The 20,933-nt window shown below is 70.5% G+C and carries 24 protein-coding genes; 16 read left to right on the plus strand and 8 right to left on the minus strand.

Features of this window, described 5'->3' with window-relative positions; translation table 11 throughout:
• The first annotated feature begins 65 nt into the window (after window positions 1–65).
• Genes F0L68_RS32610 through F0L68_RS32625 form a run of 4 tightly spaced genes read left to right on the plus strand, consistent with a single transcriptional unit; the run spans window position 66 to window position 1,990 of the window.
• Window positions 66–248 (plus strand): hypothetical protein, encoded by a 183-nt coding sequence (locus F0L68_RS32610; RefSeq protein WP_149853718.1) that lies wholly within the window; start codon window positions 66–68, stop codon window positions 246–248.
• A 33-nt stretch (window positions 249–281) separates the two neighbouring features.
• Complete coding sequence (locus F0L68_RS32615) at window positions 282–797, plus strand: hypothetical protein (RefSeq protein WP_188316950.1); 516 nt, start codon at window positions 282–284, stop codon at window positions 795–797.
• A gap of 47 nt (window positions 798–844) precedes the next feature.
• On the plus strand, window positions 845–1,519 hold the full coding sequence (locus F0L68_RS32620; protein ID WP_223199334.1) for a uracil-DNA glycosylase: 675 nt from the start codon (window positions 845–847) through the stop codon (window positions 1,517–1,519).
• A complete protein-coding gene (locus F0L68_RS32625) occupies window positions 1,520–1,990 on the plus strand; it encodes a nucleoside 2-deoxyribosyltransferase domain-containing protein (protein WP_149853719.1) in 471 nt (156 codons plus the stop codon).
• 171 nt (window positions 1,991–2,161) lie between these two features.
• On the opposite strand, the gene rpmB is transcribed toward F0L68_RS32625, so the two are convergent.
• Complete coding sequence (rpmB, locus tag F0L68_RS32630) at window positions 2,162–2,353, minus strand: 50S ribosomal protein L28 (protein WP_149853720.1); 192 nt, start codon at window positions 2,351–2,353, stop codon at window positions 2,162–2,164.
• 191 nt (window positions 2,354–2,544) lie between these two features.
• Here rpmB and F0L68_RS32635 point away from each other — a divergent pair, with 191 nt between their 5' ends.
• The 7 genes from F0L68_RS32635 (at window position 2,545) to F0L68_RS32665 (ending at window position 12,460) form a co-directional block, all read left to right on the plus strand.
• A complete protein-coding gene (locus tag F0L68_RS32635) occupies window positions 2,545–4,179 on the plus strand; it encodes a DAK2 domain-containing protein (protein ID WP_149853721.1) in 1,635 nt (544 codons plus the stop codon).
• A gap of 78 nt (window positions 4,180–4,257) precedes the next feature.
• Window positions 4,258–6,459, plus strand: a complete 2,202-nt coding sequence (gene recG, locus F0L68_RS32640; protein WP_149853722.1) for an ATP-dependent DNA helicase RecG — start codon at window positions 4,258–4,260, stop codon at window positions 6,457–6,459.
• 71 nt (window positions 6,460–6,530) lie between these two features.
• Complete coding sequence (locus F0L68_RS32645; protein ID WP_149853723.1) at window positions 6,531–7,682, plus strand: sialidase family protein; 1,152 nt, start codon at window positions 6,531–6,533, stop codon at window positions 7,680–7,682.
• 50 nt (window positions 7,683–7,732) lie between these two features.
• Window positions 7,733–8,896: a sialidase family protein gene (locus tag F0L68_RS32650; RefSeq protein ID WP_149853724.1), complete on the plus strand. Its 1,164-nt coding sequence runs from the start codon at window positions 7,733–7,735 to the stop codon at window positions 8,894–8,896.
• A 122-nt stretch (window positions 8,897–9,018) separates the two neighbouring features.
• The gene (locus F0L68_RS32655; RefSeq protein ID WP_149853725.1) at window positions 9,019–10,200 is read left to right on the plus strand and encodes an aminotransferase-like domain-containing protein; all 1,182 of its coding nucleotides are present in this window, start codon (window positions 9,019–9,021) and stop codon (window positions 10,198–10,200) included.
• 102 nt (window positions 10,201–10,302) lie between these two features.
• Window positions 10,303–10,929: a DUF3558 family protein gene (locus F0L68_RS32660; RefSeq protein ID WP_149853726.1), complete on the plus strand. Its 627-nt coding sequence runs from the start codon at window positions 10,303–10,305 to the stop codon at window positions 10,927–10,929.
• 31 nt (window positions 10,930–10,960) lie between these two features.
• On the plus strand, window positions 10,961–12,460 hold the full coding sequence (locus F0L68_RS32665) for a serine/threonine-protein kinase (protein WP_149853727.1): 1,500 nt from the start codon (window positions 10,961–10,963) through the stop codon (window positions 12,458–12,460).
• On the opposite strand, the gene F0L68_RS32670 is transcribed toward F0L68_RS32665, so the two are convergent.
• Window positions 12,457–12,732 (minus strand): hypothetical protein, encoded by a 276-nt coding sequence (locus F0L68_RS32670; protein ID WP_149853728.1) that lies wholly within the window; start codon window positions 12,730–12,732, stop codon window positions 12,457–12,459. The genes F0L68_RS32665 and F0L68_RS32670 overlap by 4 nt on opposite strands.
• Window positions 12,733–12,826: 94 nt before the next feature.
• Here F0L68_RS32670 and F0L68_RS32675 point away from each other — a divergent pair, with 94 nt between their 5' ends.
• The 3 genes from F0L68_RS32675 to F0L68_RS32685 all read left to right on the plus strand — a co-directional run bounded on the left by F0L68_RS32675 (window position 12,827) and on the right by F0L68_RS32685 (window position 14,627).
• Window positions 12,827–13,687: a helix-turn-helix domain-containing protein gene (locus F0L68_RS32675; protein WP_149853729.1), complete on the plus strand. Its 861-nt coding sequence runs from the start codon at window positions 12,827–12,829 to the stop codon at window positions 13,685–13,687.
• A 24-nt stretch (window positions 13,688–13,711) separates the two neighbouring features.
• Complete coding sequence (locus F0L68_RS32680; RefSeq protein WP_149853730.1) at window positions 13,712–14,065, plus strand: DUF397 domain-containing protein; 354 nt, start codon at window positions 13,712–13,714, stop codon at window positions 14,063–14,065.
• Between the two features lie 70 nt (window positions 14,066–14,135).
• On the plus strand, window positions 14,136–14,627 hold the full coding sequence (locus F0L68_RS32685) for a hypothetical protein (protein WP_223199335.1): 492 nt from the start codon (window positions 14,136–14,138) through the stop codon (window positions 14,625–14,627).
• Window positions 14,628–14,632: 5 nt separating this feature from the next.
• Here the strand turns inward: F0L68_RS32685 and F0L68_RS32690 are convergent, their stop codons facing one another.
• Both F0L68_RS32690 and F0L68_RS32695 read right to left on the minus strand, forming a co-directional pair.
• Window positions 14,633–15,046, minus strand: a complete 414-nt coding sequence (locus F0L68_RS32690; protein WP_149853731.1) for a helix-turn-helix domain-containing protein — start codon at window positions 15,044–15,046, stop codon at window positions 14,633–14,635.
• 21 nt (window positions 15,047–15,067) lie between these two features.
• Entirely contained in the window at window positions 15,068–15,964 is an 897-nt protein-coding gene (locus F0L68_RS32695) for an oxidoreductase (protein ID WP_149853732.1), read from the minus strand.
• 105 nt (window positions 15,965–16,069) lie between these two features.
• On the opposite strand from F0L68_RS32695, the gene F0L68_RS32700 reads away from it, so the two are divergent.
• A complete protein-coding gene (locus tag F0L68_RS32700; protein WP_223199336.1) occupies window positions 16,070–16,672 on the plus strand; it encodes a TetR family transcriptional regulator in 603 nt (200 codons plus the stop codon).
• Here the strand turns inward: F0L68_RS32700 and F0L68_RS32705 are convergent.
• The 4 genes from F0L68_RS32705 to F0L68_RS32720 all read right to left on the minus strand — a co-directional run bounded on the left by F0L68_RS32705 (window position 16,669) and on the right by F0L68_RS32720 (window position 20,430).
• Window positions 16,669–17,238 carry a TetR/AcrR family transcriptional regulator gene (locus F0L68_RS32705; protein WP_149853733.1) on the minus strand — a complete coding sequence of 190 codons (570 nt, stop codon included), beginning with the start codon at window positions 17,236–17,238 and terminating at the stop codon, window positions 16,669–16,671. The two genes, F0L68_RS32700 and F0L68_RS32705, sit on opposite strands and share 4 nt — an antisense overlap.
• Window positions 17,228–18,043 carry an alpha/beta fold hydrolase gene (locus tag F0L68_RS32710; RefSeq protein WP_149853734.1) on the minus strand — a complete coding sequence of 272 codons (816 nt, stop codon included), beginning with the start codon at window positions 18,041–18,043 and terminating at the stop codon, window positions 17,228–17,230. Before F0L68_RS32710 ends, F0L68_RS32705 begins: the two co-directional genes overlap by 11 nt.
• Before the next feature lie 73 nt (window positions 18,044–18,116).
• Window positions 18,117–18,959 carry an LLM class F420-dependent oxidoreductase gene (locus F0L68_RS32715; RefSeq protein WP_149853735.1) on the minus strand — a complete coding sequence of 281 codons (843 nt, stop codon included), beginning with the start codon at window positions 18,957–18,959 and terminating at the stop codon, window positions 18,117–18,119.
• A gap of 259 nt (window positions 18,960–19,218) precedes the next feature.
• Complete coding sequence (locus tag F0L68_RS32720; RefSeq protein ID WP_149853736.1) at window positions 19,219–20,430, minus strand: MFS transporter; 1,212 nt, start codon at window positions 20,428–20,430, stop codon at window positions 19,219–19,221.
• Window positions 20,431–20,562: 132 nt separating this feature from the next.
• Here F0L68_RS32720 and F0L68_RS32725 point away from each other — a divergent pair, with 132 nt between their 5' ends.
• On the plus strand, window positions 20,563–20,895 hold the full coding sequence (locus F0L68_RS32725; protein ID WP_149853737.1) for an ArsR/SmtB family transcription factor: 333 nt from the start codon (window positions 20,563–20,565) through the stop codon (window positions 20,893–20,895).
• The last annotated feature ends 38 nt before the right edge of the window (window positions 20,896–20,933 follow it).

Genomic DNA, 20,933 nt, shown 5'->3' on the forward strand with positions numbered 1-20,933 from the left:
TACCAGGGCATCGACGGTCCACGCCTCCGGTCGAGAACAGGCTCGGCAAAGGTGGAGGGTTGCTCATGGACCGTCAGATCGTCGTGGTGCTGGCCAGCGTGCTGGTCGTCTTAGCCGTGGTGGGGCTCGCCTGGTTCGTGCTGGCGAGGGTGGCCAAGGCCGCCCCGGCCAGAGTGGCAACGGTGGTCGTCGCCCTGGCGACGTTCGTCAGCTCGGTGGCCGCCGTCATCGGTGCCTTCGGGCGCTGAGCGGGATCCTGAAAGGGACGCGGAAAGCAGCACATGAGCAGACGCCGGAACACGCACCCGTCGTTCGACCCGCTCGACACGATGACGCGGCAGCTCCTGTTCCGGCGTCTGCGCGGCCTTGGTCTCCCGCAGGGCGACTTCCTCGTCGCGGGCAGCGCACCCCTGCTGCTGCACGGGTTCCGGCACCGCATCGCGGACCTCGACGTGCTGGCGCGGGGCCCGGCGTGGACCATGGCGCAGCGGTTGGGATCCGTCGAGGCCGCGCCCTACCAAGGGCGCAGCACCGTCAAGGTGGCCGGCGGCTCGATCGAGATCCTCAACGGCTGGTTCCCCGACTGGCTCGTCGAGGACGACCTGTTCGACCGCGCGGACCGCGTCGGGGGCCTCTGCGTCATGTCGCTGGAGGACACCCGCCGCTGGAAGGAACGCCTGGGGCGCAACAAGGATCTCGCCGACCTCAGGCAGCTGGGCGCCGGCAGGCGACGCCTGGCCGTCGGTGCCGACCACGCACCGATGTGCGCGACCTGCGTCGCTCGTGCCGTGGCCTGAGTAGGCCGGGGTCCTCGGCCGGAAACCCTTGGCGCTACTGTTTTCGGGTGGCGCGTCCTCTGAACGAAGTCGTGGAAGCAGGCTGGGCCGAGGCACTGGCCCCTGTGGCGGACCGCATCGCGGCGATGGGGGAGTTCCTCCGCGCCGAGGTCGCCGCAGGCCGGACGTACCTGCCGGCCGGGGAACATGTGCTGCGGGCGTTCCAGCAGCCCTTCGACCAGGTGCGGGTGCTCATCGTCGGCCAGGACCCGTATCCGACGCCGGGGCACGCGGTCGGCCTCAGCTTCTCGGTCGCGCCCGACGTTCGGCCGATCCCCAAGAGCCTGATCAACATCTACCGCGAGTACACCGAGGATCTCGGCTATCCGGTGCCGTCCAACGGAGATCTGACCCCGTGGACCGAGCGCGGCGTGCTGTTGCTCAACAGGGCGCTCACGGTGACGCCGCGCAGTTCCAACTCGCACCAGGGCAAGGGCTGGGAGGAGATCACCGAGCAGGCGATCCGCGCCCTGGCCGCGCGGGACGCGCCGTTGGTGTCGATCCTGTGGGGCCGCAACGCCCGCAACCTCCGGCCGCTGCTGGATCCGTTGCCCTGCATCGAGTCCGCGCACCCAAGCCCGATGTCCGCGAGCGGCGGGTTCTTCGGCTCGCGGCCGTTCAGCCGGGCCAACGAGCTGTTGGTGCAGCAGGGCGCCGAGCCGCTGGACTGGAAGCTTCCTTAGATGACGGGGAGCGTGCTCACCGCCCCGGTCGACTTCGCCGGTCCGGGGCGGACGCTGTTCCTCGCCGGCGGCATCATGCACTGCCCGCCGTGGCAGGACGAGGTCGTCGCCGCGCTGGCCGACCTCGACGTCGTGCTGCTCAACCCGAGGCGTGCCGCGTTCCCGATGGGCGACCCGGACGGCGAGGTCGAACAGATCGACTGGGAACACCGCCACCTGGCGATCGCCAGCTCGGTGCTGTTCTGGTTCCCCGCCTCGGATCCGGCGCTGTCGGTGCAGCCGATCGCCCTGTACGAGCTTGGCTGGCTCGCGCACAGCGACCGGCCCATCGCGGTCGGCGTCGACCCCGCCTACCCGCGCCGCCAGGACGTGCTGCTCCAGCTCTCACACGCCCGTCCCGGCCTGCCGGTGCACGACACCCTGCCGGACACCGTGGCCGCGGCGAGGAGCCTGCTGACCGGGCTCGGCTGACCGGGCGTCGTCGGCGGCTCGGGGCACCCACCCTCGTCGGGCCGCGCGCGGCGATGAGAATTGGGGGCTGCGTCACACTTTTCGTCGCTGCGGCCACTAGGTCTGGCCACAGCGAAGCGGCCCGGACGGAGAACCGTCCGGGCCGCTTCGGGCTGTGTTCAGGGGGCGGCGTCAGCCGCGGACGACCTTGCCGGCCTTCAGGCAGGAGGTGCACACGTTCAGACGCTGGCGCTGCGTAGCAGTAACCTTCGCGCGCACGCTCTGAATGTTCGGGTCCCACCGACGGTTGGTGCGTCGGTTCGAGCGCGAAACGTTGTGACCGAAGCCCGGTCCCTTGCCACAGACGTCGCAGACGGCAGCCACGTCAGACTCCTTCAGGTTTGTTCAAGCTGTACTCAACGCCCAGGCGGACGCGAATGCGTGCACAAGCCTCAGCCGGGCCGGGCAACCCAGACAGGGTAACCGGTCGCGGGCGGCGCAGCCAAACCGGGTCGTCGCGGCAGTCGTTACGCTCGCGGTGACCCGGCGGTATTCCACGGCAGGGAGGTCGGTGCGTGGTGCAGGCGCTGGACGCGGCGGCGGTGCGCAGGTGGGCCGATGCGTGCGTGCGCTCGCTGGACAGCCAGCGCGAGGCCATCGACCGGATCAACGTCTACCCGGTGCCCGACGGCGACACGGGCACCAACCTCCTGCACACCATGCGCTCGGCCCTGGACGCGCTGATGCGGGCCCCCGCCGAGGCGTCCTCCTCGGTCGGTCCCGCGGTCGCCGCCATGGCCAGGGGCGCGCTGGCCGGCGCGCGCGGCAACTCCGGGGTGATCGTCTCGCAGGTGTTGCGCGGGCTCGCCGAGGTGTTGCAGGGCACGTCGACCGCGTCGGGGGCCGGGCTGCGCCGCGCGCTGCGCAGGGCCGACGAGCTGGCCACCGCTGCCGTGGCCGAGCCGGCCGTCGGGACGGTGCTGACGGTGCTGCACGCCGCGGCCGACGCGGCGGCCGACAGCGCGTCCGACGAGCTGGACGACGTGGTCACCTCGGCGGCGGGTGCCGCGGCAACGGCGCTGGCCGAGACGACCCGCCAGCTCGCCGCGCTGGCCAGGGCCGGGGTGGTCGACGCGGGCGGGCGCGGGCTGGTGGTGCTGCTCGACGCGCTCGCCGCCGTGGTGACCGGCCGGGAGGAACCCCGCGCGGAGCGGATCGCCGACGCGGTGCTGCCACGGACGCAGGAGTCGCTGACCACGGGCCGGGAGGGCGGGTCGGCCGAGTACGACTACGAGGTGATGTACCTGCTCGACGGGGTCGAGGAGAGTGTCGAGGGGCTGCGCGGCGCGCTCGGCGCGCTCGGCGACTGCGTGTCGGTCGTCGGCGACGGCGCCGAGCTGTGGACCGTGCACGTGCATTGCAACGACATCGGCGCGGCCATCGAGGCCGGGATCAGGACGGGCCGGCCGCACCGGATCACGGTGGCGCGCTTCGCCGACCAGATCGCCGCGCAGGCCGCCAGGTTCGTGTCGGAGCGGGTCGTGGTGGCGCTGGTGCGGGGCGCGGGGGCCGCCGAGCTGTTCCGCGGCGAGGGCGCCGTCGCGCTCGACCTGTGCGCGGCGGGGGACGTGACCGAGGCCGACCTGCTCGCCGTGATCAGCGGCACGCGGGCCAGCCAGGTCATCGTGTTGCCCGGCGACACCGAGCTGGTGGACCTGGCCGAGGAGGCCAGGCGGCAGGCGATGGAGGCGGGCCAGGACGTGCTGGTCGTGCCGACGTCCTCGCCGGTCCAGTCGCTGGCCGCGCTGGCCGTGCACGACCCCGGCCGGCGGGCGGACGACGACGCAGTGGCGATGGCTGAGGCGGCCGCGGCGACCCGGCGCGGCGAGCTGACCGTGTCCGGCAGGGAGGCGTTGACCTGGGTCGGCCGGTGTCAGCCCGGCGACCTGCTCGGCCTGCTCGACGGCGAGGTGGTGCTGATCGAGGCGGGGCCAGCCGACGCCGACGACGTGTCCGACGCGGCCTGCCGGCTGGTGGACCGGATGCTCGGCGGCGGCGGCGAGCTGGTCACCGCGCTGCTCGGCGGCGACGCGCCCGACGGGCTGGCCGAGACGCTCGAGCAGCATCTGCGGGCCAGCCACCCCGGGGTCGAGCTGACGGCGTACGTCGGCGGCCAGCCCGACGCCCTGCTGCTGTTCGGCGTGGAGTGACCCGATCGTGCGCGGGGAGTGCCCGGCACGGCGACTGACCGACGCGCCTGTCGGGGCGTACTGATTGAATCGACCCCGATGACTTCGTTCGAGGACAGGCTCGAGCCGCTGCTCGGCGGCAAGACGGCCAAGGCACTGGAGACCGCCCTCACGCTGGGCACGGTCGGCGACCTGCTGCGCCACTACCCGCGCCGCTACGCCGAGCGCGGCGAGCTGACCAACATCGCCGGGCTGGAGATCGGTGAGCACGCGACCGTCCTCGCCAAGGTGCTGAAGGTGACCAAGCGCCCGATGCGGCAGCGCAGGGGCACGCTCACCGAGGTCATCGTCACCGACGGCCAACGGTCGCTGAGCTGCGTGTTCTTCAAGCACGTCAGGGACATGGACAAGCTGCTGCCCGAGCGGCAGGGCCTGTTCGCCGGCAAGGTCACCGCGTTTAACAAGACCCTCCAGCTCGCCCACCCCGACTTCCAGCTGCTGGAGAACGACGACGACCAGCAGCAGGTCGAGGAGTTCGCCAAGGCGCTCATCCCGGTCTATCCGGCGGCCAAGGACATGCCGTCCTGGGTGCTGGCCCGCTGCGTCGAGCAGGTCCTGGCCACCTGGGACGGAACAGAGGATCCGCTGCCTGCCGAGCTGCGCAAACGCTTTCACCTGGCCGATCTGTCCGACGCCCTGCGCGAGATCCACCTCCCGGACGGCTGGCCCGCCGTGGAGCGCGCGCGGCAGCGGCTCAAGTGGGACGAGGCGCTGGCCGTCCAGCTCGCGCTCGCGCAGCGCCGCCGCGCGGCGGCCGACAAGCCGGCGCGGGCCTGCCCCCGCCGGCCCGGCGGCATCCTCGACGCGTTCGACCAGCGGCTGCCCTTCGAGCTGACCAAGGGCCAGCGCGAGGTCGGAGAGGTCGTTCAGACCGAGCTGTCCGGCCGGCACCCGATGAACCGGCTGCTCCAGGGCGAGGTCGGCTCCGGCAAGACGATCGTGGCGCTGCGCGCGATGCTCCAGGCCGTCGACGCCGGCCGGCAGGCCGCGATGCTCGCGCCGACGGAAGTCCTTGCCGCGCAACATGCCCGCTCGCTGCGGGAGATGCTCGGCGACCTCGCGATGGCCGGCGAGCTCGGCTCGGCGGACCAGGCGACGAAGGTGACGCTGCTGACCGGTTCGCTGTCCGCGCCGCAGCGCAAGCAGGCCATGCTGGACGTCGCCTCCGGCGCCACCGGCATCGCGGTCGGCACCCACGCGCTCATCCAGGACAAGGTGTCCTTCGCGGAACTCGGGCTCGTGGTCGTCGACGAGCAGCACCGCTTCGGCGTCGAGCAGCGGGACGCGCTGCGCGGCCGGTCCGGCGAGGACGGCAGCCCGCACGTGCTGGTGATGACGGCGACGCCGATCCCGCGCACCGTGGCGATGACCGTGTACGGCGACCTTGAGGTCTCGGCGCTGCGCGAGCTGCCGCAGGGCCGGTCGCCGATCAAGACCTCCGTGGTGCCGGTGGCGGAGAAGCCGGCCTGGCTGGACCGCGCGTGGCAGCGGGTGCGCGAGGAGGTCGCCGCGGGGCACCAGGCGTACGTGGTGTGCCCGAGGATCGGCGAACAGGCCTCGGTCGGCGAGGACGTCGACCCGGACGGACCCGACGGCGAGCCGCCTGCCGAGACCGGCTCGGACCGCAGGGCGCCGCTCGCCGTGTCCGACGTCGCGCCCGCGCTGGCCGAGGGACCGCTGAAGGGCCTGCGGATCGGCATCCTGCACGGCAGGCTGCCGGCCGACGAGAAGGACGCGGTGATGCGGGCCTTCGCGGCCGGCGAGATCGACGTCCTGGTGGCTACTACCGTCGTCGAGGTCGGCGTGAACGTGCCGAACGCGACCGCCATGGTCATCATGGACGCGGACCGCTTCGGCGTCAGCCAGCTGCACCAGCTGCGCGGTCGGGTCGGCCGGGGCAGCGCGCCGGGGCTGTGCCTGCTGGTCACCGAGGCGTTCGGCGGCACGCCGACCAGGGACCGGCTCGACGCGGTCGCGTCCACTCTGGACGGTTTCGAACTCGCCCAGCTCGACCTTGAGCTGCGCCGCGAGGGCGACATCCTCGGCGCGGCGCAGTCCGGCAAGAAGTCCGCGCTGAAGATGCTGTCGCTGCTGCGCGACACCGAGCTGATCGAGGAGGCCAGGGTGGAGGCGCAGCGCGTCGTCGCCGAGGATCCTGACCTCGCCGCGCACCCTGGGCTCGCCGGCATGGTCGGCGACCTGGTCGACGAGGAACGCGCGGAGTACCTCGAAAAGGCCTGACCTGCGCGGACCGCCGCCTGGCCCTATCGTCGACGTCGATCGACAGGGTTTGCGAGGACTGGAGGTCGGCGATGCGCCGTGGGCTCGGCGGGTGCTGCGTGCTGGTGCTCGTGCTGCTCGCGTCGGTCCTCGGTGGCCCGGTCGCGGTGGCGGGCCGATCGGCCGCGAAGGTGTTGGGCCCCAACGAGGCGCACTATCCCCGGGTGATCCGGTTGGCGCACTCCGGGGCCGCGAACGGCCGGATCGTCGCCGCCGTGGTGCGTGACCTGAACGGGGTCGGTGGCGGCGAGATCTTCGAGAGCGCGGACGGCGGCGCGTCCTTCGCCCAGCTGGGTAGGATCGCCGATCCGTTGGGCGACAACGGGGTGTGCTGCGCGGACCTGTTCGAGCTGCCGAGCCAGGTCGGCTCGCTGCGGCCGGGCACCCTGCTGTGGGTCGGCGCGTTCGGCGAGGCCGCGCGGCCTGTTCCGGTGATGTCGCTGCGGATCTGGCAGAGCACCGACCGGGGCCGCACCTGGTCCTACCTGTCCGCCTGCGCCGAGGCCGCCGACGGGAGACGGCTGTGGGAGCCGGAGTTGGCCGTGGATGCCGCAGGCCGGCTGGTGTGCCACTTCTCCGACGAGGGCGGCGAGCCGGGGCACAACCAGGTGATGGCCAGGACGGTGTCGACCGACGGGGTGCGCTGGACGGATCGGACCCTGACCGTGGCCGTCCCGCAGCAGCGGGTCCGGCCGGGGATGCCGAACGTGCGCCGACTGCCCGACGGCGACTTCTACCTGACCTACGAGCTGTGCAACCAGCTTGGGCAGTACTCCTGCGCGACCTACTACCGGCTGTCCAAGAACGGGTGGGACTGGGGCGATCCGGCCGACCAGGGCACCCTGTTGCGCGGCAGGGACGGCTCGTACTTCATGCACACCCCGACGATCGCGCTGACTCCCGGCGGCCGGCTCCTGCTGGTCGGCCAGGAGCTGTGGACGTCCGACGGGCACCACGCGCCGGGCAACGGGACGACGGTGTTCGTCAATGACAGCAACGGAATCGGCGACTGGTCGGCGATGCCGGCACCGGTCCCGGTGCCGGGAGCCAGGGACGACCAGTGTCCGAACTACAGCTCGACACTGCTCCCGGTCGGCGGCGACGTGCTCGAGGTCGCCACCGACTACGGCGCCGATCACGTCTGCCGGGCCTGGTTCGCCTCCGCGCGGCTACCGGCGACCTGATTCGGCGATCCGGCGATCCAACAGAACGAACGACGGTCCGGAGGACAGCGATGCGTGGTGGAACTGTCAGGGCGGGACTGCTCGTGGTGCTGCTGCTTGGCGCGCTGGCCGCTCCGGCCGGGGTCGCCTCGGCGGCTGGCCCCGCGTTGCTGAGCCAGAGCGTGGCGCGGTATCCGAGGGTCATCCGGCTGGCGCATTCCGGCGCGGCCGACGGACGCGTCCTCGCCAGCGTCGCCACCTACCGAGGTCAGGCCAGCCTCGGCGCGGTCTTCGAGAGCACGGACGACGGCGCGTCCTTCCAGCAGGTCGGCACGGTCGACGATCCGGCCGGCGGCAGCGCGGGGCTGTGCTGCCTGCACCTGTTCGAGCTGCCGCAGCAGGTCGGCGACCTGCCGGCCGGCACCCTGTTGTGGACGGGGAACTTCGGCCACAGCCCGGGACCGGACGGGCGGATGTCGCTGCGGATCTGGCGCAGCGCCGACGTGGGACGTACCTGGTCCTACCTGTCGACCTGCGCCGAGTCGCCGAACCGGGGCGAGCTGTGGGAGCCGGAGCTGTCGGTGGACGCGGCCGGTCGGCTGGTCTGCCACTTCTCCGACGAGAGCGAGGGACCCGCGCACAGCCAGACGCTCGCCCGCACGGTGTCCACCGACGGCGTGCACTGGAGCGGCAAGACCGACACGGTCGTCAGTGGGGACCCCGAGCTGCGGCCGGGGATGGCGATGGTGCGCAGGCTGCCCGACGGCGACTACTACATGACCTATGAGCTGTGCGCCCAGCACGGCCAGTACTTCTGCGCCGCCTACTTCCGGGTGTCCAAGGACGGATGGGACTGGGGCGATCCCGCCGACCTCGGCGCGTTGGTGCGCAGCGTGAACGGCCGGTACTTCATCCACGCGCCGACCATCGAGACGACGCGAGGCGGGCGGCTGGTACTGATCGGCCAGGTGCTGCTGGACGCCGACGGCGCGGTCGCCAAGGGGAACGGGACGACGCTGTTCGTCAACGACGCCAACGGGCGCGGCGACTGGACGGAGTCAACGGCGCCGGTCTCGGTGCCGGAGGCGGCGGACGACCGCTGCCCGAACTACAGTCCGTCGCTGCTGCCGAGCGCGGATGGGCGGCGAGTGCTGGAGATCTCCACCAACTACAGCGGGGACAACGTCTGCCGGGCCTACTTCGCGACCGGTTCGCTACCCAATAATCCGGGGTGATCGCGCCCGTTGCGACGTAGGCTGGGCGCGGCTCGCCGATCGCAGGCCCGACCTTTCCCGGCGTCGTTCGCGACACAACCGCGGGCTTCTTCGCCGGTGTCGTTGACCTGTAGGGAGTTTCGATGCGTGTCGCCCCGCCACCGCCCGCCGCCCGCCTGTCGGCCGTCGCCAGTTCCCCGGTCAGGGAGATCCTCGCCCTGACGGCCAGGCCCGGGGTGATCTCGTTCGCCGGCGGCCTGCCCGCGCCTGAGCTGTTCGACGTCGACGGGCTGCGCGCGGCCTTCGACGAGGTGCTCGCGAAGCAGCCGAGGCGGGCGTTGCAGTACTCCCGCACCGAGGGCGATCCCGTGCTGCGCCAGGCGATCGCAGACCGACTCACTCGCCGCGACCTGCCGACCGCCGCCGACGACCTGCTGATCACCACGGGCTCGCAGCAGGCGTTGACCCTGATTGCCACGACGCTGCTGGAGCCAGGTGACGTCGTGCTGGTCGAGGAGCCGAGCTATCTCGCCGCGCTCCAGTGCTTCCAGCTGGCCGGCGCGCGGCTCGTGCCGGTGCCCTGCGACGAGGACGGCCTCGACCCCGTCGCGCTGGCCGAGCTGGTCGACCGTGAGCGGCCCGCGCTGCTGTACCTGGTGCCGACGTTCCAGAACCCGACCGGCCGGACGCTCACGGCGGAGCGTCGGCGGGCCGTCGCCGAGGTGGCGGCGAGCCGGGGGCTGTGGATCGTGGAGGACGACCCGTACGGCGAACTGCGGTACCGGGGCGAGGCGCTGTCGCCGATCGCGGCCCTTGACGACGCGGCCGACCGCACGATCCTGCTCGGCACCTTCTCGAAGATCATGGCTCCCGGCCTGCGCATCGGCTGGCTGCGCGCCCCCGCCGCGCTGGCGAACTCGTTGGTGGTCGCCAAACAGGCCGCCGACCTGCACACGTCCACGATCGACCAGGCCGCGGCCGGCGTCTATCTCGGCGCGGTCGACCTGGACGAGCACATCCGCCGGTTGCGGGCCGCGTACGCGCCGCGCCGGGAGGCGCTGCTGGCCGGGTTGCCCGAGGCACTGCCGGCCGGGAGCACGTGGAGCGACCCGGACGGCGGCATGTTCGTCTGGGTCCGCCTGCCCGGCGTGGCCGACGCGTCGGAGTTGCTGCCGCGCGCGCTGGCCAGGGACGTGGCCTTCGTGCCGGGCGCGCCGTTCTTCGCGACCCGGCCCGACCCCGCGACGCTCCGGCTGTCGTTCACCACGCACTCGCCGGAGGAGATCGCCGAGGGCCTGCGCAGGCTCGGCGCGGCGCTCGCCTAGGGCCAATCGCGGTGTTGTCGCCGCGCCACCCGTGTCATCGAGATTTCATGGGTCGCCAATAGCGTGGCTCGATCTGCTGCGCCGTGTCGCAGCGTCGAGACCATGGACCAGGAGATCTCGGAGCTTATGAAGAGCGCGCTGTTCGCCCTGTTCGCGTTGGCGGTGCTGGCGACGGCCGGCTGCGGGAGCCAGCTGGCAGGCCTGTCGGTCCCCGCTGCCAGCGGCACCCTGACCACCCCGGAACCGTCCACCAGCGCGCAGCAACGGCCGACGACGAGCACCCCGAGATCGAGCACCAGGCCGAAGAGCGGCATCGGTTCGGGCGCCAACGTGTTCGCCGCGCTGAACTCGTGCGAGATGATCGGCCCCGACCAGCAGCCCTTCCCGCTCGGCACCGGCGAACGGATACACCCCGGCGCGCACGGTGAGTCCTGCGTGTACTCCCCGCCGCGCAGGGCGGCGGTGTCGGTCCAGTTCCTCGACTCCACCAGGGCCGACGAGATGAAGGACCACGCCAGCACCAAGGGAAAGGTCGTCCCCCTCACCGTCGGCAAGCACAGTGCGCTCCAGATCGACAACGGGATCGCCAGCTGCATGGTCGTGTTCGCCGTTGGCGAGGCGGACAGCGCCAAGGTCTCGCTGGAGGCGGCGGAGGACTCGATCGACGAGCTGTGCGGCCTCGCCAAGAGGATCGCCGAGGTCGTCGAGCCCAAACTGCCGGTCGTGTGACGCCATCCGCGCGCACGGCTGAGGGAGATCGATGAAGGCGCTGGAGCCTGCCGACCCGCGCGCCATCGGCCGCTACCGGGTGCATGCCGAACTCGGCAGGGGCGGCATGGGCCGGGTGCTGTTGGGTTCGACCGCCGACGGCAGGCTGGTCGCGATCAAGCTGATGCAGGCGCAACCCGGTGCGGAGAACGACTTCCGCGAGCGGTTTCGTCGTGAGGTGGCCGCATCCCGCGCGGTGTCCGGCACCTACACGGCGGCCGTCATGGACGCCGACCCCGACGCGCCGGCGCCCTGGCTGGCGTCGGTGTTCGTGCCAGGCCCTCCGCTGAACGACGTGGTCGCCTCGGCCGGTCCGCTGCCGGAGGAGTCGGTGCGCCGCCTGGCGGCCGGCTTGGCCGCAGCCCTGCTCGACATCCACCGGGCCGGCCTGGTGCACCGCGATCTGAAGCCCTCCAACGTGTTGCTCGCGGCCGACGGTCCCAGGGTGATCGACTTCGGCATCGCGCGGGCCGCCGACGGGATGGACGGCAGCGACCTGACGCAGACCGGTTTTCTCATCGGCACCCCGGAGTACATGTCCCCGGAACAGATCGAGGGACACGCGCTGACCCCGTCCAGCGACATGTTCAGCCTGGGCTGTGTGCTGATCCTCGCGGCGACGGGTCGAAGCCCCTTCGCTGGCGGTTCGGCGACGCGGACCCTGTACAACATCGTGCACGGCCAGCCCGTCGTCACCGGACTCCCGACCGGGCTGATCCGCATCGTCATGTCCTGCCTGGCCAAGGAACCCACCGTGCGGCCGAGCCCGGCCGAACTCCTTGACCTGGCAGGGGAACTGCCCGCCCTGGCGCGGGCGTGGCCTGCGGCGGTGCACGGGATGATCGACGCACAGCAGGCCGAGGCCGCGAGGTTCCACCACGCGCCCGCCGAGCAGACCGACCAGCTGACGGCCGTGCCGGCGGCCGACGCCACTGTGCACCAGCGGCCGAACACCAACGTCTACTCGCACGTGTTGCCGCCGACCGGCCAGCGCGGGAAGCGCGGACGCGTCAGGGCGATCGCCGTGGCGAGCGTGGGAGTCGTGATACTGCTCGGCGTGTTCCTCGTGGCCACCAGGTGGAACGGCCGGGACGCCGTCGCCGGCAGTGCGTCAAGCAACCCCACCCAGGGTTCGTCGTCGAGTTCCGCTTCGCCGACGTCCGCTCCACCGACCTCCGCGAACCCGGAGCTGACCTACAGCGGCCTTCGGCGGTTCGTGCAGGAGTACGTCCAGGCGGCCAACGAGGACGCCGCCAACGAGAAGGCCGACCGGGTGAAGAGCTTCAACTGCACCGGGAACTCGGCAGGCTGGGTGTACCTGTCCATGGCGGTCGACCGCACGCACCCGCGCGCCGAGGTCCGCGACGTGAAGCTGCTGACCGAGGTGAAGGGGTCTGCGGTGGTCGGCTTCACGCAGAGCCCCGGGGATCCCGTACCGGAGGTCACGCTCCAGCTGGAACGTCGAGGAGCCGGCAGTTGGTGTGTCGCCTAGGTAGGCGACGGAAGCCAGCGGAGCCGCATCTCGCCGATGATCTGGTTGGATTCGAGGGTGCGTTCGGCCGAGCTGCTGCGCCAGGTCGCGGATTCGTCCGGGAAGTAGGTGAGGGCGCCGAGGCCCTCGCCGAAGTCCATGCCCCAGCCGATGGTCGGGGTGTTGTCGCTGCGGAACACGCCGTAGATGGCGAACAGGCGCGGTGCGTGGTCGACGGCGACCGCGTCCAGCAGCTTGAGGTGTTCGGCAGTGGTGAGTTCTTCGCTGCTCATGCCGATGAATCTAGGGCGAAACATTCCATCTAATAAGTCGCTCGATAGCGTGAATGCCGGTGATGTTCCTCGGTTGGCTCGGCAGACTGGTCGCATGTCGGTCCAGCCCGATCCAGCACTGATCAACACGCAGCTCGGCATCGAGTTGCGCCGCCTCCGCGAGGAGGCCGGTATCACCTCTGGCGACGCAGCCGACCGGGTCGGTTGCAAGCAGCCCAAGATGAGCAAGATCGAGAACGGGCACCAGGGGATCACGCCCGACGAGATCCGGGCGCTCGGCGAGCTGTACGAGGCTTCGCCGGAGCAGATCGACTACCTGGTCGAGCTGACCTTGCAGCGCCCGAAGCGTCGGCGACGGGCCTCGACGGGGGATGCCGTGCCGGACTGGTTCCGACGATTCCTTGCCGTGGAGTGGGATGCGTCGGAGGCGCGGATCTACGAGGTGGAGAGCGTGACCGGCCTGCTCCAGACCGAGGAGTACGCGCGGTCGATGATGTTGACCTGGGAACCGGAGGCAGACGAGCGGCTGATCGACAAGCAGGTCGCGACCCGGATGAACCGCCAAGCAGTACTCAAACGCACGGGTAGGCCGTCGCTGCGGTTGGAGGTTGTGCTGAGCGAAGCGGCGTTGCACCGAGTGCAGGGCAGCCCGAAGATCATGCGCGCGCAGCTTCAGCACCTGATCAAGATGTCCAAGCGGCCCAACATCACGCTTCGAGTGTTGCCGTTCGATGCAGTTGACCGGGTCACAGTGCCGGCTGGCTTCATGTTGTTTCGGCTGTCCCAGCAGAAGCTGTCGATGGTGTACCTGGAGGATGCGCTCGGTGCGACCTATCTCAAGGAGCCCGAGGAGTTCACCGCGTACGGCTCGGTCTTCGCCCGGCTACGTACGTCAACTCTGGATCCCGATGCCACTCGGGAGTTGATGGATAAGCTGGCGTCGGCATACAAGTAGGCGACTGCCGGAAGGGGTGCCGAGATGACTGCCCCAGACTTCTCCCGTGCGCTGTGGCGCAAGAGCAGCCGTAGTAGCTCCAACGGCGGAGCATGCGTCGAATTGGGCTATTTACCCGAGGTGGGGTGGCGCAAGAGTAGCCGCAGTGGCTCAAACGGTGGGGCGTGTGTCGAGCTGGCGTTCGTTCCGGACACGGACTGGCGCAAGAGCAGCCGCAGCGGCTCCAACGCTGGTCAGTGCGTCGAGTTGGCGCGGCTGTCCACTGTGGTCGGTATCCGCGACTCCAAGAACGCCACCGGTCCCGTCCTGGCCTTCGGGCAAACTGCCCTCGACGGCTTCCTCACCGCCACCAAGGGTGGCCATTTCGACATGAGCTAGCGGTCTCGTTTGGGTGATTTCATCATGTTTGACTGTTTTCGTTCAACCCTCAGCTGCTACGACGTACGCCGTGAGCCCGGACAGGAAACGTCTAGGTGCCAAGGGAAAGAATCCTTCTCCGGTCGTGCACGCGCGACCCAGCCGTGAAGACGCGCATCAGGTCGTCTATTTCCGCCGCCATCCGGACGATGACTCGGCAGCGAGCGTCCCAGGCCGCGACATCCTGAGTGGATGTCCGATCACCGTGCAGGCGAAGTTCTGGGCCAGACTCGTGGCTGTCGCGACCGCACCGCCGCACAAGTTCGCCGGAGGCGGGTACTGGGAGGCCATGAAGGGTGACATGGCCGGCTGGTTCGAGGTGCGCGTCGATGGTCCCGGCAGGCACCACTACCGACTGTTCTGCCTGCTCGACAACGCGGCCGAAGGCGTGGAGAGGCCGTTGCTCGTCGTCGTGTGCGGTCTGGACAAGCCGTTTCGCACGACGCTGAGTTCGGCTGAATACGCAGGCGTGCGCGAGTTGGGCAGGGAGTACCTGAAGCGCAACCCACGCCCGTTGGCGTAGTTCACTCAGACACTTGCCTCGGTGCGGTGACGGGTTCGCATGGTGTCAAGGTGCTCAGCAAGCGCGAGAGGGTTGGCGCTATGGCCTTCCAGTAGAGGTGCTGTGAGTTCGGAACGCTCCTCGGCGGGCAACGGCTCAAGGGTGACCCGCATGCCAAGCGCGGCAGCCACTTCCGCGACCGTGGCCAGCGTGGGGTTCACCGCTCCGGCCGTCAGTAGCCGGCGAACGGTGGCGGGCTGGGCACTGATCGCTCGTGCCAGTTCTGCCTTCGAGAGTCCCGCGGCTTCGCGGGCCTCGTCGAGGGTATTGATGATGGCGTCAATTGTGGCGATTCGCACCGACTCCTTGACGTACTCGCGAAGAAACTCGGGATCCTTCAGGTTGTTGGCCAGGTCGTCCCAGAACAGGCTGCGATCCATGGTTGAAGTGTAACATATAAGCTACGCATCAAACGCGTAGCGCACCCCGGTCAGCTTCTCTGACACGTCCCACAGCCGCCGCGCGGTCTCGGCGCTCGTCGCGGCCGGGTCGGGCTGCACGACGTGCGGGTATCCGCGCATCTCCCCGCGCCCGTCCGGTCCGATGAACTGACCGCTCTTCGCCGCCGGATCCGTGGCCGCGTACAGCTGGTTCAGCGCGCCCATCGACACGTCCTGCGCGATGAGCCGGTTGGACACCTTCATGGCCAGGCTCAGCAACCCGGTCGGCCCGGTCGACTGGAGGTTCGTGGCCGAGTATCCGGGGTGCGCCAACACACTCAGGACCGCCGAACCCTCGGCGCGCAGCCTGCGGTCCAGTTCGAGGGCGAACAGCACGTTGGCGAACTTGGACTGCGAGTAGAACACCCTCGGCGAGTACTTCCGCTCGCCGGTGAGGTCGTCGAAGTGGATCGAACCGCCCCGGTGCAGGCCGGAGCTCACGGTCACCACCCGCGCCCGCACGCGCGGCAGCAGCAGGCCGGTGAGGGCGAAGTGGCCGAGGTGGTTGGTGCCGAACTGCGACTCGAAGCCCTGCTTGGTCAGGGATCGCGGCGGCATCATGATACCGGCGTTGTTGACCAGCACGTCCACCTCGGCGACGTCGGCGGCGAACGCCCTGACGGAATCCAGGTCGGCCAGGTCGAGCGTGCGCAGCTCGACGTCCGCGTCGGGCTGGTCGGCGCGCAGCTTCGCCACGGCCTCGCGGCCCTTCGTCTCGTTCCGCGCCGTCATGATCACGCGGCCGCCGTGCCCGGCCAGCTGGCGGGCGGTCTCGTAGCCGAGGCCGCTGTTGGCCCCCGTGACGACGAACGTCCTGCCGGACTGGTCTGGGATGCGGTCGGCTGTCCAGTCGGCCATGACTACTCCTCGGGGCTCGGTGTACGGCACATCATGGCCAGTATGGCACTGAGTGTCAAACACTGCATGACGCGCCGGAGAGTGCACCCAAGGTAGAATGTCCGGATGGTTGAGCGGATGGAACCAGCGACGCTGGCCGAGCGGAAACGGCAGCTCGTTCGGGACGCGCTGTCCGTCGCGGCCCTGCACGCCTTTGCCTTCCAGGGCTTCGACGAGACCACCATCGACCAGATCGCCGCAGCCGCCGGCGTCTCGCGGCGCACGTTCTTCCGCTACTTCCGGTCCAAGGAAGACGTGATCATCGATTCCCTCAGCGACGTGAACCAGCACATCACCGCCGAGCTTGCCGGCCGGCCCGAGGGCGAGCCGCCCGCCGTCGCGCTGCGGCGAGCCTTCGGGCTCCTCATCGACACCTTCACCGAGTATCCGGAGAAGTCGCTCGCGCTGGCCAACCTGCTCCTCACCACCCCGGCCCTGCGCGCCCGCTACCTGGACCGCCAGTACGAGTGGCGGATCGAGCTGGCCGCCGAACTCGCCCGCCGCACCGGCCTCGACGACGACACCGACCTGCGGTCGTCCTTGCTCGTCGGCGTCGCGCTCACGGCCTTCGAGGTGGCCCGCGACGAGTGGGTCCGCTGCGCCGGCCGGGAGGACCTGAACGCCTTGGTGGACAAGGCTTTCGCGTTCGTCTACGGCGCGCCGCGCTAGGTGAACGTGCCGGTGCGCAGGCCGCCGGAGACCATGTCGATCAGGTTCTCGTAGGTGACGTCCAGCTTCTCGGGCAACCCGAAGCCGCCGGCGACCTCCAGCGCGACGAACCCGTGCACGGCGGCCCTGACGCACCTCGTCGCGTGGATCGCCGCCGAGTCCGTCAGCCCGTAACCGCGCAGCACGGCCAGGAACACCTCGACGAGGCGGCCGCCGGCCGCGGCCAGCGCTGCGTCGGGCTGCGGCTTCTGCGGGAGGGCCGCGTACCGGTGCGGCCGCTCCGCCGCGTACTGCCGGTAGGCGAGCATCAGCGCGCGGATCGCGTCCTCCTCGCTGCGGCCCATCGCCGCCGCGCCGAGCCGCTCGGTCAGCTCGTCCAACACCCGCAGCGCGATGAGTTGGCGCAGCGCGGCCAGGTTGCGCACGTGCTTGTACAGCGACGGGGTCGCCACGCCGGTGCGGTTCGCCACGGCGGCCAGCGTGAGCGCGTCGAGCCCGTCCTGGTCGACCAGCTCCAGCGCCGCGTCGACCACCGCCTCCTGGGACAGTCCGGCCCTAGACACCATGCACCTCCTTCAGGAACGTCAGCAGCGTGTCCGTCGTGATCTCGGGGTACTCGGCGTGCGGGTAGTGCCCGCAGCCCTCGACCATCCTGACCGACACCGAGGGGACGCGCGGCGCGAGCTGCTGCTCGATCCACGCCGCCTCGGCGGTGGGGTCGGGGAAGTCGGGGTCCTTGGTGCCCATCACGATCTGCGTCGCGCACCGCACCTCGGGCAGCCGGGCCTCGCAGGCCGCGTGCGAGGACGCGAACATGCCGGCCAGCGCGGGCATCCTGCCCGGCTCGGACATGGTCGCCTTGAGTGCCTTGGTGTACTCGGCGAAGTCGGCGGGCTTGTCGCCCTTGTAGAGCGTCTTGTGGAAGGCCGTCCACAGGGTGGCGCTGCGGCCGACGAGTTTGGTGGCCAGCCGAGCGAACGCGTTCTGCTTGCCGTCGCGGACGAACGGACCGGTCAGCGCGATGCCGACGACCGCGTCCGGCGCCTGCGCCGCGGCCCAGACGGTCGCCGCGGCGGCGTAGGAGTTGCCGACCAGCACGGCGGGGCCGCCGAGGTGCTCGACCAGCGCAACCAGGTCCGAGCCGATGGCGGCCGAGGACACGTCGTCCCAGCCGACGCTCGACTCGCCGTGCCCGCGCAGGTCCATGGTGGCCACCCGGTAGCCGGCTTGCAGCAGCGCCGGGGTGACGAACCGGTAGGCGGCCCGCACGTCGCCCATGCCGGGCGTGCACACCACCAGCGGCGCGTCGGCGGGCCCGGTGACGTCGTAGGCGATGCGGCCGCCGGAGATGGTCAGGAACTGAGTGCTCATCGGAACTCCCTAGCTCGTTCTGGTAGCTAGAAAGCTAATGCAGTTAGCTGGAGTTGTCAACTCCTTAGCCGGATCAGCCCGTCAGGTCCGCCACCTGGGCCGCGACCCGCGCCAGGTGCGGCAGCACGGTCTCCGCGTCGGCCGCCGGCGTGTTGACCAGCAGCCGGTGCACGTCGAGCTCGGCGAACTGCTCGATGGCCGCCGCGTGGTACGGGCCGCCGAACACGGTGATCGGGATTTCGCCCCGGCCCGCCGCCGCGGCCTTCTCGCGCAGCTCGGCGGCCTGCTCGCGGAGCCTGCCGAAGTCGCCGAGCAGCGGGAACCACTCGTCGCCGTGCGCCACCACCCGGTCGATCACGCCGCCGCCGTTGCCGCCGATCAGCACCGGCGGGTGCGGCCGCTGCGCCGGCTTCGGCCACGCCCAGATCCGGTCGAAGTCGGTGAACGGGCCGTGGTGCGTTGCCTCGTCCTGGGTCCAGATCGCCCGCATCGCCTCGATTCGGTCCTCCAGCAACGCGAACCTGGTGCGCGGGTCCGTGCCGTGGTTGCGCATCTCCTCCAGGTTCCAGCCAGCGCCGACGCCGAACAGGAACCGCCCGCCGGAGATGTGGTCGAGGCTGGCGACCTCCTTGGCCAGGCTGATCGGATCTCGTTGCGGCACAAGGCAGATCCCGGTGCCCAGCCGCAGCGTCGAGGTGCGCGCGGCGATCACGCTCAGCGCGACGAACGGGTCGTAGCTGCGGTAGTACCGGTCGGCGAGCTCGCCGCCCCACGGCGTCGGCGTCTCCCTGGACGCCGGGATGTGGCTGTGCTCGGTGAAGAACAGCGACTCGAAGCCGTGGTCCTCGACCGCCCTGCCGAGGTCGGCGGGCGGGATTGCGTCGTAGACGGGGAAGGTCACGATGGCGAACTTCACCGAGGGATCTCCTCACGGGTCATTGGTGTGCTGGTCGCGGTCGAGAGTGTGGCCGAGGCGGTGCGACGCAGATATGTGCTGTGCAGATATGTGCTGTGCACATGTGTGTGACACAGAGGTGTGCTGCGCAGGTCTGTGTCGCACAGATGTGTGCCACACAGACCTGCGTGGCACACATCTGTGCGACACAGACGTGAATGGACCCCGTGGGACAGGAGGGGGGAGGCCTGTCCCACGGGGTCCATCGGGTCCCCGCGTGTCAGTTGCTCGCGGGGTTGGCGGCCGGCGCTGGGGCGTCGGCCGGGGTCGCGGCGGCCGCGGCGGCCTTGCGACGCTGGATGATGGAGTTGGCGATCTCGGCCGAGACGAGGCCGAGCAGGATCAGCACCGCGCTGATGAAGCCGAGGTTGTGCGCGCCGACCAGGTTGATGCCGGCCGCGCCGAGCAGGCCGGACGCGGACACCGCGATGTAGATGCCGGCCGCGTTCAGGGCGATCACGAGCGGCGCGCTGGCCGGCGAGATCGAGATGAGCCGGTGCTGCTGCGGCACCAGCACGCCCCAGCCGCAGAGGCCCCAGACGATCACCGCGAGGATCGCGGTCGGGAAGTACGCGCTGGTGATGGGCATCAGGGCGAAGTCGATCAGCGCGATGATCACGGCGACGTTGATGACGCGCCGCGCGCCGAGCTTGTCGACCAGGCTGCCGGCGCTGAGGTTGCCCGCCGTCGCCGCCACGCCGAACGCGAACAGCAGGACGGCGAGCTTCGTGCCGGCCCCGCCGGTCGCCCGGTCGTAGGACAGGCTGATGTAGGTGTAGACGGTGTAGAGGCCGCCGAGCACGAACACGGTGGTGAGCAAGGTGAAGGCGACCCTGGCGTCACCGATGGGCGCGAGCCGCTTGCGCAGGCCGATCGGGGGAAGCGACGGCACGGCGGGCAGCAGGATCGCGACGCCGATCAACGCGGCCAGGCCGAGCGCGGCGACGAACCACATGGTGCCCCGCCAGTCGGACAGGCTGCCGATCACGGTGCCGATGGGCGCGCCGAGCGCGGTCGCGCCGCTGAGCCCGGCCATCACGATGGCCAGCGCCTTGCCGCGCTTCTCCGGCGGGGCGAGCATCGCGGCGACGCCGGACGCGGTCGGCGTGTAGATGGCCGCGCCGAGGCCGGCGATCACGCGGCTGGCCAGGACGAGCCCGAAGACGGGCAGCAGCGCGGTCGCGACGTTGCCGACGACGAACACGGCGAGGCCGGTGAGCAGGAGTTGCTTGCGGGCCCAGTGCGCGGTGGCGGCGGCCATCACCGGCGAGAGCAGGGCGTAGGACAGCGCGTAGACCGTGACCAGCTGTCCAGCCGACTCGACGCTGACGCTCATGGAGCTGGAGACCTGGGGAAGGATACCCGCGACCACGAAGCTGTCAGTGCCGATCGCAAATGTGCCGAGTGCAAGTGCGAGCAAGCGGCGATACATGCGTTTCCTCCCCAGCTGGGTTACGTAAGTTTGGCTGACGTCATACTATGGTCGTGTAGGAATTGGAGTCAATACAACAGGTTGGCGTTCATCGAACAGTTCACCTGACGGGACGCACGGGGAGAGGTGGGTATGTCTCGATACCTGGTCCAGCCTCCGGTGGAGGACCTCGAGCTGAGCGAGGTGCTGCGGGCCCTCGCGGATCCGGTGCGGCTGCGGCTGGTCGCCGTGCTCTCCGACGGCGAGTACCACCCGTGCCGGCCGGAGGCGTTCGACGTCGGCGTGCGCAGATCCACGCTGTCCCACCACTTCCGCGTGCTGCGCGAGGCCGGCGTCACCGTGACCCAGCTGGACGGCCGCAACCACCACGTCCGGCTCCGTCGCGACGACCTCGCCGACCGGTTCCCCGGCCTGCTCGACACCGTGCTCACCAACCTGCCGGTCGCCGCCGCCGCGGCGCGCTGACCGAACGCCGAGAACCCCCGCCCGCGAGTCACGCGCGG

It is taken from the genome of Solihabitans fulvus, assembly GCF_008386585.1.
Taxonomy (GTDB): domain Bacteria; phylum Actinomycetota; class Actinomycetes; order Mycobacteriales; family Pseudonocardiaceae; genus Solihabitans; species Solihabitans fulvus.

What these genes read in the sequence shown, in the direction of transcription:
- F0L68_RS32660 (WP_149853726.1), top strand. Translation starts at nt 10,303, where the DNA reads ATGGACCAGGAGATCTCGGAGCTTATGAAGAGCGCGCTGTTCGCCCTG.
- F0L68_RS32615 (WP_188316950.1), top strand. Translation starts at nt 282, where the DNA reads ATGAGCAGACGCCGGAACACGCACCCGTCGTTCGACCCGCTCGACACG.
- F0L68_RS32610 (WP_149853718.1), top strand. Translation starts at nt 66, where the DNA reads ATGGACCGTCAGATCGTCGTGGTGCTGGCCAGCGTGCTGGTCGTCTTA.
- F0L68_RS32700 (WP_223199336.1), top strand. Translation starts at nt 16,070, where the DNA reads ATGGTTGAGCGGATGGAACCAGCGACGCTGGCCGAGCGGAAACGGCAG.
- recG (WP_149853722.1), top strand. Translation starts at nt 4,258, where the DNA reads ATGACTTCGTTCGAGGACAGGCTCGAGCCGCTGCTCGGCGGCAAGACG.
- F0L68_RS32655 (WP_149853725.1), top strand. Translation starts at nt 9,019, where the DNA reads ATGCGTGTCGCCCCGCCACCGCCCGCCGCCCGCCTGTCGGCCGTCGCC.
- F0L68_RS32720 (WP_149853736.1), bottom strand. Translation starts at nt 20,430, where the DNA reads ATGTATCGCCGCTTGCTCGCACTTGCACTCGGCACATTTGCGATCGGC.
- F0L68_RS32705 (WP_149853733.1), bottom strand. Translation starts at nt 17,238, where the DNA reads ATGGTGTCTAGGGCCGGACTGTCCCAGGAGGCGGTGGTCGACGCGGCG.
- F0L68_RS32670 (WP_149853728.1), bottom strand. Translation starts at nt 12,732, where the DNA reads ATGAGCAGCGAAGAACTCACCACTGCCGAACACCTCAAGCTGCTGGAC.
- F0L68_RS32645 (WP_149853723.1), top strand. Translation starts at nt 6,531, where the DNA reads ATGCGCCGTGGGCTCGGCGGGTGCTGCGTGCTGGTGCTCGTGCTGCTC.
- F0L68_RS32665 (WP_149853727.1), top strand. Translation starts at nt 10,961, where the DNA reads ATGAAGGCGCTGGAGCCTGCCGACCCGCGCGCCATCGGCCGCTACCGG.
- F0L68_RS32680 (WP_149853730.1), top strand. Translation starts at nt 13,712, where the DNA reads ATGACTGCCCCAGACTTCTCCCGTGCGCTGTGGCGCAAGAGCAGCCGT.
- F0L68_RS32710 (WP_149853734.1), bottom strand. Translation starts at nt 18,043, where the DNA reads ATGAGCACTCAGTTCCTGACCATCTCCGGCGGCCGCATCGCCTACGAC.
- F0L68_RS32690 (WP_149853731.1), bottom strand. Translation starts at nt 15,046, where the DNA reads ATGGATCGCAGCCTGTTCTGGGACGACCTGGCCAACAACCTGAAGGAT.
- F0L68_RS32650 (WP_149853724.1), top strand. Translation starts at nt 7,733, where the DNA reads ATGCGTGGTGGAACTGTCAGGGCGGGACTGCTCGTGGTGCTGCTGCTT.
- F0L68_RS32625 (WP_149853719.1), top strand. Translation starts at nt 1,520, where the DNA reads ATGACGGGGAGCGTGCTCACCGCCCCGGTCGACTTCGCCGGTCCGGGG.
- F0L68_RS32695 (WP_149853732.1), bottom strand. Translation starts at nt 15,964, where the DNA reads ATGGCCGACTGGACAGCCGACCGCATCCCAGACCAGTCCGGCAGGACG.
- F0L68_RS32675 (WP_149853729.1), top strand. Translation starts at nt 12,827, where the DNA reads ATGTCGGTCCAGCCCGATCCAGCACTGATCAACACGCAGCTCGGCATC.
- F0L68_RS32725 (WP_149853737.1), top strand. Translation starts at nt 20,563, where the DNA reads ATGTCTCGATACCTGGTCCAGCCTCCGGTGGAGGACCTCGAGCTGAGC.